The sequence below is a fragment of the Corynebacterium sp. MSK195 genome (assembly GCF_030228885.1).
GTDB lineage: Bacteria > Actinomycetota > Actinomycetes > Mycobacteriales > Mycobacteriaceae > Corynebacterium.
In genome coordinates this window covers 16552-33313 of record NZ_JASPGT010000008.1, presented here as the reverse complement: position 1 = coordinate 33313, position 16762 = coordinate 16552, and the positions used below count along the sequence as shown (strand labels likewise).

The following is a 16762-nucleotide window of genomic DNA, read 5'->3' as shown; positions in this document are numbered from 1 at the left end:
CCTTTCCCAGCGGAGCGAAACACAGTAATGTTATTCCATTTTGCAAAGGCGCGCTAATGCAACAAAGCTACCGAGCATGTGCTCCCCGCCCGGCCAAGAGGAAGGCAAAGGAAAAGGCCACGCGCCGTCCGACCAGCACCGAGATGCTAGGCGAGCACGCTAGGCTAAGTGTCCGTGGACGAGAGCACCGAAACGATTGAAATACGCGCGGCCAGCGGCAGCGCGCGCCTAGGCAGGGCGGTAGCGGTGGCGGTCATCATTGCCGTCGCGCTGCTAGTAATCGGTGGGGTGCTTATTTACTCGGCGTTGCAGGAACCGGCCGATACGCGCCTGCACTCCGTTTATCTCATTGCCGCGCTCATGCCCCTAGGCGGGGCGCTGTGCGCCATGCTGGCGGTGGTGGCCTCCGTGCGGCGCCGGGCGCGTCCGGTGCTGCGGATCGGCGAGGAGATTTCCTTGCCCCACCAACGGACCAGTTTCGCCGCCTCTGAACTAGAGCGCGTGCAGTTCTATTCACTCGAGTTGGATCAGAATTTCCTTGCCCTGATTCCAGGCGGGGTGCGCGTTTCTACCTTGGAGGAGGCCCAACGGTATTCGGCCCGCCTGCCGGAGCAGGCGAACCTGGGCCCGCGGGAACTTGAGGGGAAGCTCCGGGAACGGTTTCCCGGCGTTCCCATTGACCACCTAGGTCAGGTGCGGGCCGAAGACTAGCTCGGGGTGCCAGCTACGCGTGCCGGATCGAGCTGCCAGCCCTGCGCGAGCAGCTGCATATTCTTGAGTACCTCTTCGTGCGAGCTGGACTGCAGCGAGACCATGAGCTCATCAGCCTTGGCGTGCTCTTGGAAGGTATCGAGGTAGTTGGCCACCTCATCGGCGGTGCCGACAGCGGAGTACTTCAGCATGTTTAGGATCTGCTGGCCCTGGTAGGAGCCGATGATCTGCTCTACCTGTTCATCGGTGAGGTGCTTGCCGCGGCCGGCGAAGGCCTTGACGCGGTTGAAGCACACGCGCTCGTATTCTTCCTGTGCCTCTTGGGTGGTATCGGCGGCGGTGACGTTGACGCCGGCGATGACATAGGGCTTGCTAAAGCGCTCGGAAGGCTGGAAGTGCTCGCGGTAGTAGGTGGTGGCCTGCTCGAGGTGCTGCGGGGCGAAGTGGGAGGCAAAGGCATAAGGCAGACCGAGCTTGGCGGCTAGCGAGGCGCCGAACATGGACGAGCCCAAAATATAGATAGGCACGTTGGTATTCGCGCCTGGAATGGCACTGACTCCCGGGATATAGGACTTGCCCTCGAGGTAGGAGTTGAGCTCCTTGACGTCCTCGGGGAAGCGCTCGGCAGAGTGGGGGTCACGGCGCAGCGCGCGGCCCAGGGTATTCATGTCCGTACCGGGAGCGCGGCCCACGCCCAAGTCAATGCGCTCGGGGTACATCTCCTCCAAGGTGCCGAATTGCTCGGCGATGACATAAGGGGAGTGGTTCGGCAGCATCACGCCGCCGGAGCCCAAGCGGATGCGCTCGGTCTTCGCACCGATGTGGGCGATGAGCACGGCCGGGGAGGAGGACATGATGGACTTCATATTGTGGTGCTCGGTGTACCACATGCGGGAGTAGCCCAGCTTTTCTGCTTCCTGTGCCAATTGCACGGAGCGGGCGATGGACTGTGCTGGGGTTTCGCCCTCATAGATGGTGCAGAAGTCCAAGACGGAAAGATGCGCGCGTTCGGTCACGGGGAGGGCCTTTCTTTGCTTCGGTAGATGCTCTATAAGTTCTCTCCTTCCAACGGTACGCGCCGCCCGACTATTCCTGCCGGGGGCGATACAGCAGCGTGGAGTGGAGAGCGGTAGGCACACAGAAATCTCCCCTCCGCCTCGGCGCTGCGATGCAGTGCGAAGAGGGAGGGGAGTGGAGTGAAGCAGGAGAAGGCTACTAAGCCTCAGCGAGGGCCTCAGCCTCGGCCGTTTCTTTCGCTTGTGGGTTGGCGGCGGCGTGCTTCTCGCCGGCCTTGGTGGCGATATCGACAACGAGGCCGATGACTGCCGCGATAGCGGTAGGAACAATCCAGCCCAAGTCCACGGACTGGCCGGGCGCCAAGCTCAAGAGGGGATCGAGTGCGTCGGCGCCCCAGCCCTGGGCGGCGATGACGGACAGAGCCGACCACAGCACCGATACCCACAGCGCCAGGCGGTAGGTCCAGTAGAAGACGACGGACTTCTTTACTGCCGGCTGGAACAGGGTGAGAGCGATGAGGGAGATAGCCGGTGGGTACAAGAAGGTGATGAACGGAACCGCGATAGACAGGACCGTATCCAGACCCTGGAAGGCAAAGAGGATGGACAGTGCGGTAAACAGGCACGCCCATACGTGGTACTTGACCTTGGGCACAAGCATTTCGAAGAAGGCTGAGGTGGAGGTGATAAGGCCCACCGCGGTGGTCATGCAGGCCAAGATGACGATGGCAGAAAAGACGGCTTGGCCGATGGTGCCCATGGTGAGATTTGCGGCGTCGGCAAGCAGGGGCGCTCCTGACTCATAGGACTGGCCATTAGGAATGGTTTGGCCTACCCACGCCAAGCCCAGATAGATGGCGGCCAGCAAAGCGCCAGCAACCAGAGCGGCGGTGATAGTGCCGTTAACCAAGGACTTTTTGGTCTTAAACCCCTTGGAGCGCAAAGAGCCAACAATCACGATGGAAAAGGCCAAGCCCGCAATGGCATCCATGGTGTTATAGCCCTCAAAAAGTCCGGTGACCATGGGGGAAGAAGCATAGTCCGTGGTAGGGGTCTGGGGATCGCGGGGATTGTTGAAAGCTGCCAAGGCGATGAGGATAACCAACAGCGCCACCAAAGCCGGGGTGAGGAATTTACCCAAGGTATCGATAATGGAATTCGGCTTCCAGGACAGCGCTAGGGCGATGAGGAAAAAGACCACATTGAAGATGCCATTGGCCATGGTTCCTTCCCAGCCCAGCAGTGGGGTGATGGCGGTTTCCATAGAAACGGCGCCGGTGCGCGGCAGGGCGTAGAAAGCGCCGATGGCCAGGTAGGCCATCACGGAAAAGACCAGGCCGAAGAGGGCGCCGCCGTTGGAGCTCAGATCGCGCACGGAGCGACCAGAAATGGCAACGGCAACAATAGCTAGGACCGGAAGGAGTACGCCGGCGGCCAGGAAGCCGAGGACGGCGGGCCAAAAGTTGGTGCCGGCCGAAACGCCCACCATGGGCGGGAAGATGAGGTTGCCGGCGCCGAAGAACATCGAAAACAGCATCAGCGACGCGATTACGATGGTGGCGCCGGGCTTAGAGGTGCTTGACGCAACTGGGGTAGCCATTGTGGCTCCTTAATTTTCCATGTACAGCTAGAATGCGAGGAAGCTTTCCCATTCCGCCGAGGGTGGTGGCGGAGGCGGGGTGCCTCTTCGCGGTCCGAGGTGGCGGGTCACGCCTGTTCGTGTAATGAGACATTACCGCCCACATGGTGAGAAATCAAAGCGTGGGGGTGACGCAGAATACATGGTGGCCCCAGCTGGGCCGGCCTAATCGAGGTCCGCGAAGGCGCGCTCCATGCGGTCGAGCGCTTCTTCCAAGATTTCGCGCGAGGTAGAGAAATTCAACCGCGCATGGCCCGGGCCGCCGGTGCCAAAGGTATCGCCCTCATTAAGTGCTACCTTCGCATTCTCCCGCAACCACTTGGCCGGCTGCGGGTTGCCGCCGATAGCGGTATCGGCAAAATCCAACCACAGCAGGTAGGTGGCGTCCGGCTTGCTGGTCTTTAAGCCGGGGATGCGCTGAGGCAGCTCCTCCACCAACCAATCGCGGGTCTGCCGCAGGTACGCTATTTCTTCATCGAGGAAGTCGCCGCACTCGCGGTAGGCAGTCTCCGCAGCAAGCACGCCTAGAGTGCCCGTGCCATCCTTGGCCACGCCTGTAAGGCCATTCCACGTGTGTACATCGGCCGTGTTGGAGAAAATGATCTGCGCGCACTTGAGGCCGGCGGTATTAAAGGCCTTAGACGTAGCGGTGACCGTGATGGTGCGCTCCGCGGCCGAGGCGCCGAGCGAGGCTACCGGGATATGTCGCCCCTCATAGACCAGCGGGGCATGGATTTCATCGGCCAGGATGCGCGCATCATATTTTTCTGCCAGTTCTACCAGGCCGGTGAGGTAGTCCTCGTCCAAGACGCGGCCGAGCGGATTATAGGGATTGGCCAGCAAAATAGAGCCCGCGCCCGCCTGGAAGGCGCGCTCAATATCGTCGAGCTCCAAGCTGGTCTCGATTTTCTCACGGCCCGCGGTGCGTGGCAGTTCCAAAAGCGGTGGGTAGGAAGGAACCGGCACGACCACGGGCGAGTCCTCACGGGTGAAGTACTGCACGCCGAGCAATAGGCCGCGCACTACATCGCCGATCCAGAAAATATGGTCGGAGTTGGGGCGCCAGCCGTAGCGTGTGTCATAGAAATCGGCCACTGCTTCGCGCAGCCCCGAGGCCTTGGGCGCTGGGGTATAGCCAAAGGTTTCCTTATCCACCAAGTCTTCCAGCGCCTTCTTTACGGCAGGCGCGGTGGGGAAATCGGACTCCGCGATCCACAGCGGCAGGACGTCTTCCTCGAAGACGGTCCACTTGCGGGTTCCGCGGGCTTGCAACTCTTCTAGGCTAGGAAACTCCATGGCCATAACCATAACGCGAAGCCCGCGGCCACCCCAGCGCTTTTATGCGCTTTTATTCATCTTCCTTGTCGGCCCACCGGGAGTCCTCCTCCTCGTCTTCGGATTCGGAGGCAGGGCCGGAGACAAAACCATACTTCTTCAACCGGCGGCGGTCCGCGGCCGAGGTGGATTGGGTGAGCTTGAGCAACTCGGCATAAATGCCACCGGATTGCGCCAGCTCGGCCGGCGAGCCCATCTCATCAATGCGGCCGCGATCCAGGGTGATGATGGTATCCACATCCGCAATCGTAGATAGGCGGTGGGCAATAATCAGCGTGGTGCGGTCCTTCATCAGCTCATCCAGGCCGGCCTGCACGGCGCGCTCGGACTTGGTATCCAGCGCCGAGGTGGCCTCATCCAGCACCAGGATGGGCGCGTCCTTGAGCATGGCGCGCGCGACGGAGACGCGCTGCTTCTGCCCGCCGGAAAGCTTCAGACCGCGCTCACCAATGACCGTGTCATAGCCGTCCGGGAAGGCTTGGATGAACTCATGGGCATTGGCCCGCTTGGCGACGTCCACGATTTCCTCCTCCGTGGCACCCGGCTTGCCATAAGCGATGTTCTCGCGAATGGTGCCAGAAAAGAGGTAGGACTCCTGGAAGACCACGCCCACCGAGGCGCGCAGGCGAGAGGCGGTGAGATCGTCTACTCGGTGCCCCAGCACATCGAGGTGCCCGGCCGAGGGATGGTAAAGGCCTAGCAGGAGGTTGACCAACGTGGACTTGCCGCCGCCGGACTCGCCCACGAGCGCCACCTTGTGGCCCTCAGAGGCGGCGAAGGAAATATCCTCCACCACGGGCTTGCCCTCCTCGTAGGCGAAGGAGACATGGTCAAAGGAGAAGACCGGCGCGCCGGGTGTGGGCTCCAGCGGGCTGACCGGGGTGAGGTCGAGTTGCGGGGTATGCGAACCGGTGGTGGCCGCAACCAGCTCGCGCGGTGCGGTGGGTTCCAACTCTTCTTCCATCACCTTGAAATAGTCCTTGGAACCGGCGATGGCGCGCTGGGCGGTATCGACAATCCAGCTCATCATGAAAACCGGCTGCTTCGCACTGGAGACCATTTGCAGCAACATGACCATATCGCCCAAGGAGAAATGCCCCTCGAGCGTGCGCCAGAAGATTACGCCGTAAATGCCGAGGAAGATAACCGCCATGGCTAGGCCGCGGAAGGTATCCATCATGTGCCACCAGCGTGACTGCGGCTTGGTGGTATCGACCACGGTGCGGTAGCGCTTGGCAAAGTAGGAGAGTTCGCGGGTTTCGCTCACGAAGGACTTAGCCACCTTGACCTGGCCGATGACCTCGGCGAAGCGGCCGTTGGCGACGTCAATATTCTCGTTTTTGACCGCCTCAAACTTCTGCCAGCGCTTCGAAGTCAGCGCGGTAAGCCACATATAGACCGGAAAGAGCAGGGCGAGCAGGATAGCCAGCGGCCAGTAATACCACGCGGTAATGGCCAGCACCGCGAGGGTCTGGATGATCATCGTGAAGAAGTTATTGGCAAAGGACTGCACGAACTGCGTGATATTGGCAATCGAGCGATCCAGCCGGGCGATGATCGTGCCGGTGACCTGGTTATCGTAATAGCCCTGCGGGAGGGCCAGCAGCTTCGCAAAGTAACGCGTGGACAAAATCTCGCGCAGGCGCGAGACCATGACATCGCCGATGTAGCCGCCGATATTGCGGAAGAGGGCATTGGCGGCGTCGGCAAGAAAAAGCGCTACTGCCAGCAACAGCACCGTGCGCAGTGCATCGCTCAGTGGGGCGTCGTCCTGCAGGGCGCCCACGATGGTATCGGTGGCTTCGCGCGTCAAAAACGGCGAGATTAGTGCAACGACCGCAGTGACCGTGGCGGTCAGCAGCACGCCCAGGTAAAAGGGCCACAGGGCGGAGGCACTGCGGGTAATGCGCAAAATGGAATTCATAAGTAGACCACACTCACTTCGAAACGGCGGTTAGTGCGCGGAATTAGGGAAGAAGACGGAGAGATTTAAGCGACTGCCCAGTATGCCACATGCGGCGTTTACGAGCGTAAATACTTAAGTTCAGGGAGGTTTAGGCTAAGGTACTTGTGCAGAAATACAACAATCTTCGCGTGCAAAGGATCCATCCACGGTGAAAATTTCCCACACACTCGGCGCGGGCGTAGTCAGCGTACTCGCCGTGACCCTGACCGGATGTAGCGTTCTCCAGCCGGAAGAAACCGGGCTGGGGGACCATATCACCGTCTCCAGCTCCGAAGAGGCCCCGTACGAGGCCAAGGACACCGACGATAAGGAAGTCACCTCTAATCTGGGCGAGCCGGTAGAGGATAAGGGCCTTGGTGTGAGCTGGGAGTTGCAGGGTGTGTATACCGATAGCAACACCGGTGGCACCGTAGTGACCATTCTGCTCAAGAATAAAAACGATGTGCCCCTGCCTGTCGACGCCTTTGAGGACCCCACCCTGGAGCGTGCCGACGGCAACGGCGGCTGGGCCAAGATCAACTCCTTGCCCTATGACAAGGAATCTGCCCCAGACGTGGAGCCCCCGGGACTCGATCTCCCGCTGGGTGCAGGCGCTTCGGTCAACCTGCAGTACCGCTTTGACGTGACGCCTGGCAACCTGTGGAATGCGCGCTTGCACATTGGCAACGTGACCTGGGTAGGAGACCTTAATCTATGACGGAACTTGTAGTCTTGGCCTCTGCCGAGGGCGAACCCATCGGCACCGCTCCCAAGGCCGAAGTTCATACCACTGATACCCCGCTGCACTTCGCCTTTTCTGCCTGGTTGACCTGCGGTGGCAAGGTGCTGGTCACCCGCCGCGCCCTGAGCAAGCGCACCTGGCCCGGCGTGTGGACCAATGCCTTTTGCGGCCACCCCGCACCCGGCGAGGAGACCGCGGATGCGGTGCTGCGCCGCGCTTCCTTTGAGCTCGGCATTGCGACGGCGGATCTATCCGCCCCGCAGCTTATCCTGCCGGACTTTTCTTATCGCGCGGTGGATTCCTCGGGCACGGTAGAAAATGAAATCTGCCCAGTATATACCGTCGAGCTTGCTGCCGACGCCGCCTGGGAGCCCAATCCCGACGAGGTCGATTCTTTCCAATGGGTCGAGCCGGCACGGCTTTTTGCTGCCGCCGATGCCATGCCTGGCGTCTTTAGCCCGTGGATGATTGATGAGCTCGCGGACGAAAAGCTGCGTGCTGCGCTGTAATTAAAGCTCGTCGTCGTTGTAGAAGGCCGCGGCCACGTAGTCCAAGGTGGCATAGGCTAGGCGGCGCTCGCCCGTATCCAGGTCAAATTCCAGCACCTGGTGGTCATCGCCGTAGCCGGGGAATCCGGGCTCACCCGTGGCGGCAAAATGGCGTAGCCACTCGTTGAGTTCTTCGGCGGGGGCGTTGATTTCTTCTTCGCTACCGTTGCCGCCAAAAAGCGGGCCGAGCTCGGCGCAGTGCACTGCGGGGGCATTAGCGCGGGTAAATTCCATCATCCACGTAGGTCCCGGAGCGTGCTCGGCTACCTGGGCTGTCCAGCGGCGCACGGCGGCATCACCGATGAGGCGGCCCATCGGCCGCTGCGGGTCCACGTAGTGCGCCAATTGCCGCCACTGCTTGAAGCGCCCCTGCGAAATCCCAAACTTGGGTGAAAGGTAGCTGGTAATAAAGCCCGCCAGCGCCATCTTGTCAATGCGCTGGGCTTGGGGCATGTTGTAGAACTCATCGCGGGTAGACGTCACCACGATAGGGATATCCGCCAATTCTTCGGCGCGCAGTGGTGCGGGGCCCAAGGCGACGTCGAAGCGGTACTTCTTGCGGAATTTGGCATAGCCCTTGGCCAGTGATTCAGGATCCATCTTTTCCAGCGCCTGGCGCGTGACCGGCACGCCTAGGGCCCGGCGCAGGTCGGTGATGCGATGCTCAAAACGGTCGCGCGGGAATGCCGGCGAGAGCGCCAGCACGCGGCGGAAACCGCCCCGGAAGTGATCGCGGCGTGCGAGCCACAAGCTCATCGCTGCCCCAGCGGATTGGCCTACCAAGGTGATATTGGTCTTATCGCCGCCAAAGGCCTCGATATTGTCCTGTAGCCACTCCAAGGCCAAGAGGCAATCATCGATGCCGCGGTAGCGGTCCGCCTCGTCGCCGTCGAAGCGCGCGAAGCCAGCCAAGCCCACCCGGTAACCCACGTTGACCTGGATTACCCCGTGGCGGGCATTCTTTTCCCCCGACAGGCGTGGATCCTCGTGCGAGCCGTGCTCAAAGCGGCCGCCGTGAATAAAGACCACGACGGGGCACTCGGCGGCGTCGGCAGGCGCGGTAATGCTCAGCGCAATATCTGCTGGGTGCGGCTCGCGGGCATCCTGGTCGCGAGTGCCTTGGAGCGGCTCGGCAGGCGAGTAGGGGCTGGGGATGGTGCTATAGCGCACCGAATGGAAATAATGCAGGCCATCGCGGCGCACGCCGGTGATCCGGCCGGAAGCGGTGGCGACGGTAACGGGAATCTGGGCGCTCGACATGACAGCCAGGTTACCGCGAGCAAGTAGGATAAGTAGCCATGGAGTGGTTGACGAGCTTGGGCAGCACGCTATCGCAATTGTTGGTGCAGGCGCCCGTGTGGATTCAAATGGTCATCGTGGTGGCCATCGCCGTGCCACTCATGGTGGTCATAGCGTGGTGCCTGATGTGGGCGGTCGACCGCGTGGCCAATCGGGCCGCCGGAGTGATTTCCCAGCAGCGCAGCCGCAGCACTAAGGTAGACCATCATGGCTGAGGAAAATAACGAGCGCGCGCGGCAGGAGCGCGCCGAGCTGCGCGCCAACCCCCGCGAGGGCCTTTGGGACCCCGAAGCCAAGCGCGCCGGCCAGCGTTCCGCCCCGGCAACCGCTCCCGGCGCACAGCCGGCAAAGCGCAAGCGCGCCCTGCCCAAATCCCGCGTCTCCCTCACACTGTGGACGATGATCGCGCTGGTCATCGTCGTTGCCCTCATCGGCCTGTGGACCTAGGCGCGCCCCACCGCCCGCGGAGGCTAGTGCCTAGCGCTAGCCCTTTCGACTGGTGGCTGCTAAGCGCTGGAAGAATTCCAACTTAGGAAGATCCTCGATGAGCAGGGCAGTGCCGTTGGTATCGCACAGCGGCACGCACCAATTGGGATAAAGCTCGTGCGTGGTGCCCGGCTGATTTTGCGCACGCACATCGCCCACCATGTCCACCAAGCTGGTGCAGGCAAGCGCCGAAGGCGTGCCCGCAATATAGCGGTGCAGCGCCACAGAGATGTCTTCCTCCTCGCCGCGGGAGGCGCGCTCGGCCGGATCTACCAGGTAATCGCGCTGCGGCAATAGGTCCCGGTCCGCCACCGCGCCCAATACGCGGGCCTGCCATTCGATGTCATCGTGCTGCTCATCATCCACCGAGCGGGTCAGCACGCCTAAGCGCGCGCGGAGCGAAATATGATCGCCGCGCAGGTACGCCAAGGTTGGCGGCAGATCGTGCGTATTGACCGAGGACAGCGCCAGCTGGCGGTACTTCTCTTGCGGCAGCGGGGAGTAGTCATCATCGTCGCGTTCAAACCACACGATGGAGGTACCCAGCACCGCCTTCTGCGCGAGCACGTCTTGTACCCACGGCTCGACGGTGCCCAGGTCCTCACCGATGACCACCGTACCGGCGCGCTGCGCCTCTAGCGCCAAGATGCCCACCATGGCCTCAAAGTCATAGGAGACATAGGTGCCCGTCAGCGGGCTGGCCATGCGCGGGATCCAATACAGGCGGAAAAGTCCCAAGATGTGGTCCACGCGCACGCCGCCGGCATGGCGCAGCACGGTGGAGAGCATCTCGCGCCACGGGGCATAGCCCGCGGCGGCCAAGCGCTGCGGGTGCCATGGCGGCTGCGACCAATCCTGGCCCTGCTGGTTATAGTCATCCGGCGGGGCACCTACCGAACATTGCGGCGCCAAGTATTCGGTGAGGTTGACCGCATCGGCGCCGCCCGGGTGCACACCCACGGCAAGGTCAGTCACCAAGCCCAGGCGCATGCCGGCATCGAGTGCGCGCTGCTGCGCGGCGGCCAGCTGCTCATCGCACAGGAACTGCAGCCAGGAATAAAAGCGCGTGAGCGTGTCCATGTCCAGGCCTTCGGCATGGCGCTGGCCCGACTGCGCCGCGGCGTCTTGCTGCGCGCACCAATACGCAAAATCGCGCAGGCCACGGCCCTCCTCGCGGGCGTAGCGCACGAAGGCCTCTTCGCGCTCCGGGGAGGGCTGGTAGTTAAAGAGCTCGCGCAGCACCTGCAGCTTGGCCTCAAAAATGGTGTCGCGGTCAATCTCCTCGGTGCTGCGATTGCGCTGGCGAAACTCCTCGGCCAGCTCGCGCACATCATCCTGCAGGTCCTCCGGCAGGAGCTTAAGCTCCGGGATGGATTCGATGTGCAGGTAGAGCGGATTGATAAAGCGCCGCGTGGTGGGCAGGTACGGCGAGTCCTCCACCGGTGGTAGCGGCTCGGCCGCATGCAGCGGGTTGACCAGCAAGAAATCCGCGTGCGGGGCCAGCGTCTCGGCCAACTGCCCCAGATCCTGGAAATCGCCGATACCCCAGGAGGACTCCGAGCGCACCGAATACAGTTGCGCCATCACGCCGCTAATGGGGCGCTCCACAAACTCATCGGCCGTGGAAAGGCGCGCCGGGGTGATAATCAGCGGGCAGACATGCTTGCCGATGCCCTCGGACTCCAACACCAGCTCGTGGTACCCCATGGGCAGATCGCCAGGGACGTGGAAGCTCGCCTCGCCCCACAACGTGCCATCCACATTTGCATCCGGGGCGTCATTGGGGTCTTGGTAGACCTCGCGGGTGCCGCCTTCCTCCAGCTCAATGTGTACGTTGGCGGCATCGCCCGCGTGCACGTAGACTACGAACCCGCGCTCTTGGCCCTGCGGCGCGACAACGCAGTGGGGGAGGGGTTGGGAGGAGCGGTCCAGGTAGTCGTCGTAAAGCAGCTGAGTGAGCACCGCATCGTCCGGATTGTCTTCGATGGCCACGCCCAAGGCGCGCAGGGTATAGGCAATAGTGTCTTCAGCGACGTGGACGGGGAAACCAGACTGGGAGGTATAGCTGGTGGCCACGCCGTGGCGCTGAGCGAGTTCTTCAAGCAAGTCGCGGGTAGTCACAGGCCACATTGTGCCACGGGGACAACGCGCCTGCTGGGGAACTGATTGGTACAGTAGGCGGAGATTAATAATTAGCTGTTCGAAAGGACACCGCGTGACCCTGCAAGAAGTGCATACCCCGGCGCAATTTACTATCGAGCCTGGCGAAACCTGCCTGACCGCCCTGATGGATACCGCGAAGAAGCGCCCTCACGGCGTCATGTTTACCCGCCCGGCTAACTACGAGTGGGTCAACGTTACGGGCAAAGAATTCATCGATGAGGTCTTTGAAGTAGCCCAGGGACTTATCGCCCTAGGCGTGCAGCAGGGGGATCGCGTCGCCCTCATCTCTGCCACCCGCTATGAGTGGTCCCTGTTGGACTTTGCCATCTGGGCCGCCGGTGCCGCCTCCGTGCCGGTCTACCCGTCCTCGTCCGCCTCCCAGGTGCGTTGGATCATTGAGGACTCCGGCGCCGTGCTCGCCATCACGGAAACCCGCGAGCATTCCGAGCTGGTAGAAAACTTGGTGCTGCAAGAAGACGGCGAGCCGAACCTCAAGGGCTCCCCATCGCAGCTGCGCCGCGTGCTGGAAATTAACTCCTCTGCCATCGATACCTTGAAGTTCGAGGGCCGCGGCGTGACCGCCGACGAGGTATACGCCCGCATCAAGGCCACGTCCACCGATGACCTGGCTTCTTTGGTTTATACTTCCGGCACAACCGGACGACCCAAGGGCTGCATCCTTACCCACCGCAATTGGCTAGCCCAAACCCGCGGCCTATGCACCAACCCGATTGGCATCTTCGCAGTGCCGGGCAGCCACACCCTGACCTTCCTGCCGCTGGCCCACGTCTTTGCCCGCGCGGTATCCATTGCGGTGGCCATGCGCGGCGCCTCCCAGAATCACTGGTCGGACTTTTCCACCATCTCCATCGAATTCGCCCGCTCCCGCCCGAACGTCATCTTGGGCGTGCCGCGCGTCTTTGAGAAGGTGCGCAACTCTGCCGCTGCTAAGGCGGCCGATTCCGGTATCAAGACCCTGCTTTTTGAGCAGTCCGAGAAGGTAGCCATCGAGTACTCCAAGGCTTTGGATAAGCCGGAGGGGCCGGACCGCTTCCTCAAGGCCAAGCACAAGGTCTTTGACAAGCTGGTCTACTCCGCCATCCGCAAGGGCGTGGGCGGCAACGTGAACTATTGCATTACCGGTGGCTCGGCCATGGGCCATGACCTGCTGCACTGGTACCGCGGCATCGGCATCCCGGTCTATGAGGGCTATGGCCTGACCGAGGTCGCCGCCGCGGCCGCGGTGGACTTTGTGGATCAGTCCATCGGCACCGTTGGCCCGCCAATGGGTGGCGTGACCTTCCGCATCAATGAGGAAGGCGAAATCTGCATCAAGGGCGATATCGTCTTCCACGGTTACTGGAATAATCCGGAAGCCACGGCCGAGGCCCTCGAGGATGGCTGGTACAACACCGGCGACTTGGGTGAGATTGATGAGGACGGCAAGCTTGTTATCACCGGCCGCAAGAAGGACCTCATTGTCACGGCCGGCGGCAAGAATGTCTCGCCTGGCCCGATGGAGGATATCTTGCGCGGGCACCCGCTTATCTCCCAGGCCATGGTGGTTGGCGATGGCAAGCCCTTCGTCGGCGTGCTGCTGACTCTGGATCCGGATATTTTGAAGCGCTGGAAGCTGGACCACAACATTCCGGAGAATCGCTCCATGCGCGAGCTGGCCACCGATCCGACCCTGCGCGCGGAGCTGCAGGATGCCATCAACCAAGTTAACGCCACCGTCTCCCATGCGGAGGGCATCAAAAAGTTCTACATCCTCGAATCTGACCTTACCGAGGAAGAAAACGAGCTGACCCCCACCATGAAGGTCAAGCGCAACGTGGTAGCGCAGCGCTATGCCGCGGCCATCGAGCACCTGTACAAGCGCTAGACTGCGCGACGGGTACACCCGAGGGAATTCCCTCGGGTGTTTCTTTTTGCCCTGCTTGCCGACGCCCCCTTCTGCAGCTCACCCCACCATCCTCACCCCAGTGCGGGCGAACCTGCCATAAACCTGTGAATGGCTTCGGAGTGTCGCACGCTCGTGGCGGCGGATCTCGCATAAAGTCGTGAGGCGTTACAGCAAACCTCAACCTCTACTAGAGGTTAGAAATGGGACCGTGGAAGGAGTGGCTCGAAGCCTATGCATAAAATCGCCGCCGAGCTGCGCCACCGCGAGCTTACGCAAGAGATTTACAATATCGGCGACGAAGTCGCAGAATATCTCGAGCACCTCATTGAAGCCATCGAGGATTGGGACGAAGAGCTGTGCATGGATTGCCTAGCTGAGCTGGGCGATATCGTCGAAGACGCCCGCGTTGACTCCGGCCGCTGCGTTGGCGAGCTAATGGGCCTGCGCCAAGCCCTGGTCTCCGGCGTGCGCTCCGGCACCATTTCCGCCGCTTCTTCCGGCGTGAATGACGTGGAAGAGCCGGAACAACTTACCCCGCGCCTATTGGATGAGCGATTCCCCATCTCCAAGCCCATCGTGGTGCACGAGCTGGCCGAGTCCCTGCGCTCTCGCACCCAGGCCGTGGCGGATTACCTCCGCGAGGTAGTCGAGTACGTGCTCGCGCAAACCGACGCCGTGGCCCGCAACCTCGATATGGTCTCGCTGCCGCACTTGTACAAGCGCACCGGCGAGTCCGCACTCATTGCGGTCCAAGCGTGGAAGCACACGGTGCTGGATACCCACCCAGCCTATGTCCGCACGATGCGCGGGCATAACCCACCGCAGTTCTTGGAAGAGCGCGCCCGCGTTGCCGCAGTGGTGGAGAAGGTCCGCGCCAAGCGCGAGGCGGCCCGCCGGGCTACAACTGCATAAATCACATAGACTTCCTTGTTTCACGCAAGGGGATGTTCACGGCCACCGAGATTCCCTCTCTCGGTGGCCGTTGAAGTTTTCTGCACTAGGGTGCCCCAATTCGGGGAAGTATTTAGGGAAATTTTAGGTTAACGGCCGTTCCATACAATTTCTGTTATGCCTGTTCAGTGGCTTGGGTGCTGTATCCAGCGGTATTGTTGCTAAGTCAACCTTAAAATCTAAGTAGAAAATACCCTTAACGCGCTGTAGGGTATTCCCTGTCCATGCGAGCGCCGCGACCTAGCACCATCCACACGCGGCGAGCGCAATCTCATTTATAATCACATCTACAGGGAGTTAATCCATGGGCGCACGCCGAACTTCTCGCCTTATTGCCAGCGCAGTGGCCGTAGCCACCTTCTCTTCCATCACTGTTGTGCCTACCGCCGTCGCGGCTGACGACACCACCTTCGTCGAGGAAAAGACCACCGACGATACCGTAAGCCTCAACGGCATCGAATTCGATGAAGACGGCAACCTGCTGGAGGAAAACAACGCCGGCGATAAGGCGATGGAAGAACTCGATGAGGAAGAAGACGCTGCCGAGTCCATCACCCCGTACGCCGTAGACGGCGCGGAGGAGACCGCCGAAGCTCCGGCTTCTGAGGAGTCTGCAAAGCCGACCACCCTCGAGGAACTTGCACAGACCGAGGCCTCCAACGGCGACGTCAACGTCAAGGTCGTCAAGGATGAGAAGAAAGACAAGCTCGTCTGTGAGGTAACTGATGCCCCTGACAAGGAAGGCAACATGCTTGACCTCAAGCTTGCGCTGGCTAAGGCCTTCTACGATGGCGGCGAAAAGATTCTCAAGACCGTCTGGGAGATCATCCCGGTTGTCGGTGACTTGGTTCCGGCCGATTTCATTGACAAGATTTCCGGCAAGACCTGGGACGGCATTGCCAAGCTGGTCAAGGAAGGCGAGAAGGACAAGACCGTGACCTGGGATCTTTCCCGCGCCCAGGGCATGGCCATCGGCCGTATCGATAACGCCGATGCCGACGTTGATATGAACAACCCGGATGGCGCTAAGAAGACCGTTTCCGGCCTGCTCAAGTTCGCGGACGGCGCCTTTGGTAAGGGCACCAAGGTAATCCTCAAGCTCTTTAATGCAGCCGTCACCATCGCCGGCCTGGTTCCTGGTGCCGGCGTTGCTGGCGACTTGAAGCTGAGCAAGGACCAGCAGAAGAGCATCGAAGACTCCCTGAACAACATCTCTACCGCAGCTTCCGATCTCGCGGCCGTGAACGCCCCAGCCGGCCAGCTGTGCTCCGATATGCTCAACGGTAAGAAGACCAAGGACCAGCCTGCTGAGGACAACCCTTCTGAGGAGCCTTCCTCCGAGGAAACCACTTCCGAGGCTCCGGCTTCTGAGGATGCTACCTCTGAGGAGAGCACCCCGTCTGAGTCCGCAGAAGAGACCTCCGCAGAAGAGACTTCCACCGAGGAGACCTCCGCAGAAGAAACGGCCACCGAAGAGCCGACCTCCGCAGAAGAAACTTCCGCTGAAGAGCCGACCTCTGAGGAATCCACCGAACCTTCCACTACCGAAGCTGCGGTTGTTCCGGGCAAAGACGGCCAGGACGGTAAGGACGGCCAGGATGGCGTAGACGGTAAGGACGGCCAGGATGGCCAAGATGGCCGCGACGGTCGCGATGGCCGTGACGGTCGTGACGGTAAGGATGGCGAGAACGGCCGCGATGGACGCGATGGTCGTGACGGCCGCGACGGCGAAGATGGCCAAGACGGTAAGGACGGCCGCGACGGCGAAGATGGCCAGGATGGTCGCGATGGCCGCGATGGCCGCGATGGACGTGACGGCCGCGACGGACGTGACGGCCGCGATGGCATCAACGGTAAGGACGGCAAGGACGCAGACATGTCTTCCGTCGCAGGATTCTCCTTCCTGGCTGCGCTCGTAGGCGGCAGCACGGTGCTGGGCATCCTGTCCACCATTGACTACCTCTACACCCACGGCATGCTGCCGAAGAACAGCGTCCCATGGCGCATCAACCAGTAAGACC

General features: G+C 61.4%; 14 protein-coding genes. 8 read left to right on the top strand and 6 right to left on the bottom strand.

The window, feature by feature from the left end; all coding sequences use genetic code 11:
- Positions 1-174 precede the first annotated feature (174 nt).
- A complete protein-coding gene (locus QP909_RS08620) occupies positions 175-711 on the top strand; it encodes a hypothetical protein (RefSeq protein ID WP_284766940.1) in 537 nt (178 codons plus the stop codon).
- On the opposite strand, the gene QP909_RS08615 is transcribed toward QP909_RS08620, so the two are convergent.
- The 4 genes from QP909_RS08615 to QP909_RS08600 form a co-directional block, all read right to left on the bottom strand.
- Positions 708-1727 carry an LLM class flavin-dependent oxidoreductase gene (locus tag QP909_RS08615; protein ID WP_284766939.1) on the bottom strand — a complete coding sequence of 340 codons (1020 nt, stop codon included), beginning with the start codon at positions 1725-1727 and terminating at the stop codon, positions 708-710. The genes QP909_RS08620 and QP909_RS08615 overlap by 4 nt on opposite strands.
- 199 nt (positions 1728-1926) lie before the next feature.
- A complete protein-coding gene (gene brnQ, locus QP909_RS08610) occupies positions 1927-3327 on the bottom strand; it encodes a branched-chain amino acid transport system II carrier protein (protein ID WP_284766938.1) in 1401 nt (466 codons plus the stop codon).
- Between the two features lie 204 nt (positions 3328-3531).
- A complete protein-coding gene (locus QP909_RS08605) occupies positions 3532-4662 on the bottom strand; it encodes a MalY/PatB family protein (RefSeq protein WP_284766937.1) in 1131 nt (376 codons plus the stop codon).
- 52 nt (positions 4663-4714) lie between these two features.
- Complete coding sequence (locus tag QP909_RS08600; RefSeq protein ID WP_284766936.1) at positions 4715-6625, bottom strand: ABC transporter ATP-binding protein; 1911 nt, start codon at positions 6623-6625, stop codon at positions 4715-4717.
- Between the two features lie 190 nt (positions 6626-6815).
- Between QP909_RS08600 and QP909_RS08595 the strand changes: the two genes are divergently transcribed.
- Positions 6816-7364 carry a hypothetical protein gene (locus tag QP909_RS08595; protein WP_005326421.1) on the top strand — a complete coding sequence of 183 codons (549 nt, stop codon included), beginning with the start codon at positions 6816-6818 and terminating at the stop codon, positions 7362-7364.
- Complete coding sequence (gene idi / locus QP909_RS08590) at positions 7361-7897, top strand: isopentenyl-diphosphate Delta-isomerase (protein ID WP_284766935.1); 537 nt, start codon at positions 7361-7363, stop codon at positions 7895-7897. Before QP909_RS08595 ends, idi begins: the two co-directional genes overlap by 4 nt.
- On the opposite strand, the gene QP909_RS08585 is transcribed toward idi, so the two are convergent.
- The gene (locus QP909_RS08585) at positions 7898-9196 is read right to left on the bottom strand and encodes an alpha/beta fold hydrolase (protein ID WP_284766934.1); all 1299 of its coding nucleotides are present in this window, start codon (positions 9194-9196) and stop codon (positions 7898-7900) included.
- 38 nt (positions 9197-9234) lie between these two features.
- Between QP909_RS08585 and QP909_RS08580 the strand changes: the two genes are divergently transcribed.
- Both QP909_RS08580 and QP909_RS08575 read left to right on the top strand, forming a co-directional pair.
- Positions 9235-9450, top strand: coding sequence for a hypothetical protein (locus QP909_RS08580; protein ID WP_005324176.1), 216 nt, complete (start codon positions 9235-9237; stop codon positions 9448-9450).
- On the top strand, positions 9443-9682 hold the full coding sequence (locus QP909_RS08575; protein WP_284766933.1) for a hypothetical protein: 240 nt from the start codon (positions 9443-9445) through the stop codon (positions 9680-9682). The genes QP909_RS08580 and QP909_RS08575 overlap by 8 nt, the downstream gene beginning before the upstream one ends.
- A gap of 36 nt (positions 9683-9718) precedes the next feature.
- Here QP909_RS08575 and malQ read toward each other — a convergent pair whose 3' ends face one another.
- Positions 9719-11842, bottom strand: a complete 2124-nt coding sequence (gene malQ / locus QP909_RS08570; protein WP_284766932.1) for a 4-alpha-glucanotransferase — start codon at positions 11840-11842, stop codon at positions 9719-9721.
- Positions 11843-11936: 94 nt separating this feature from the next.
- Between malQ and QP909_RS08565 the strand changes: the two genes are divergently transcribed.
- From QP909_RS08565 to QP909_RS08555, 3 genes are all read left to right on the top strand, one after another.
- Positions 11937-13769 (top strand): AMP-dependent synthetase/ligase, encoded by a 1833-nt coding sequence (locus QP909_RS08565; protein ID WP_284766931.1) that lies wholly within the window; start codon positions 11937-11939, stop codon positions 13767-13769.
- A 252-nt stretch (positions 13770-14021) separates the two neighbouring features.
- The gene (locus QP909_RS08560; RefSeq protein ID WP_005324183.1) at positions 14022-14702 is read left to right on the top strand and encodes a hypothetical protein; all 681 of its coding nucleotides are present in this window, start codon (positions 14022-14024) and stop codon (positions 14700-14702) included.
- A 343-nt stretch (positions 14703-15045) separates the two neighbouring features.
- Positions 15046-16758, top strand: a complete 1713-nt coding sequence (locus tag QP909_RS08555) for a hypothetical protein (protein WP_284766930.1) — start codon at positions 15046-15048, stop codon at positions 16756-16758.
- Positions 16759-16762: the final 4 nt, after the last annotated feature.

Coding starts and splice junctions, on each gene's coding strand:
- QP909_RS08560 (WP_005324183.1), top strand. CDS start 14,022: ATGCATAAAATCGCCGCCGAGCTGCGCCACCGCGAGCTTACGCAAGAG.
- QP909_RS08585 (WP_284766934.1), bottom strand. CDS start 9,196: ATGTCGAGCGCCCAGATTCCCGTTACCGTCGCCACCGCTTCCGGCCGG.
- QP909_RS08580 (WP_005324176.1), top strand. CDS start 9,235: ATGGAGTGGTTGACGAGCTTGGGCAGCACGCTATCGCAATTGTTGGTG.
- QP909_RS08575 (WP_284766933.1), top strand. CDS start 9,443: ATGGCTGAGGAAAATAACGAGCGCGCGCGGCAGGAGCGCGCCGAGCTG.
- QP909_RS08605 (WP_284766937.1), bottom strand. CDS start 4,662: ATGGAGTTTCCTAGCCTAGAAGAGTTGCAAGCCCGCGGAACCCGCAAG.
- brnQ (WP_284766938.1), bottom strand. CDS start 3,327: ATGGCTACCCCAGTTGCGTCAAGCACCTCTAAGCCCGGCGCCACCATC.
- QP909_RS08600 (WP_284766936.1), bottom strand. CDS start 6,625: ATGAATTCCATTTTGCGCATTACCCGCAGTGCCTCCGCCCTGTGGCCC.
- idi (WP_284766935.1), top strand. CDS start 7,361: ATGACGGAACTTGTAGTCTTGGCCTCTGCCGAGGGCGAACCCATCGGC.
- QP909_RS08555 (WP_284766930.1), top strand. CDS start 15,046: ATGGGCGCACGCCGAACTTCTCGCCTTATTGCCAGCGCAGTGGCCGTA.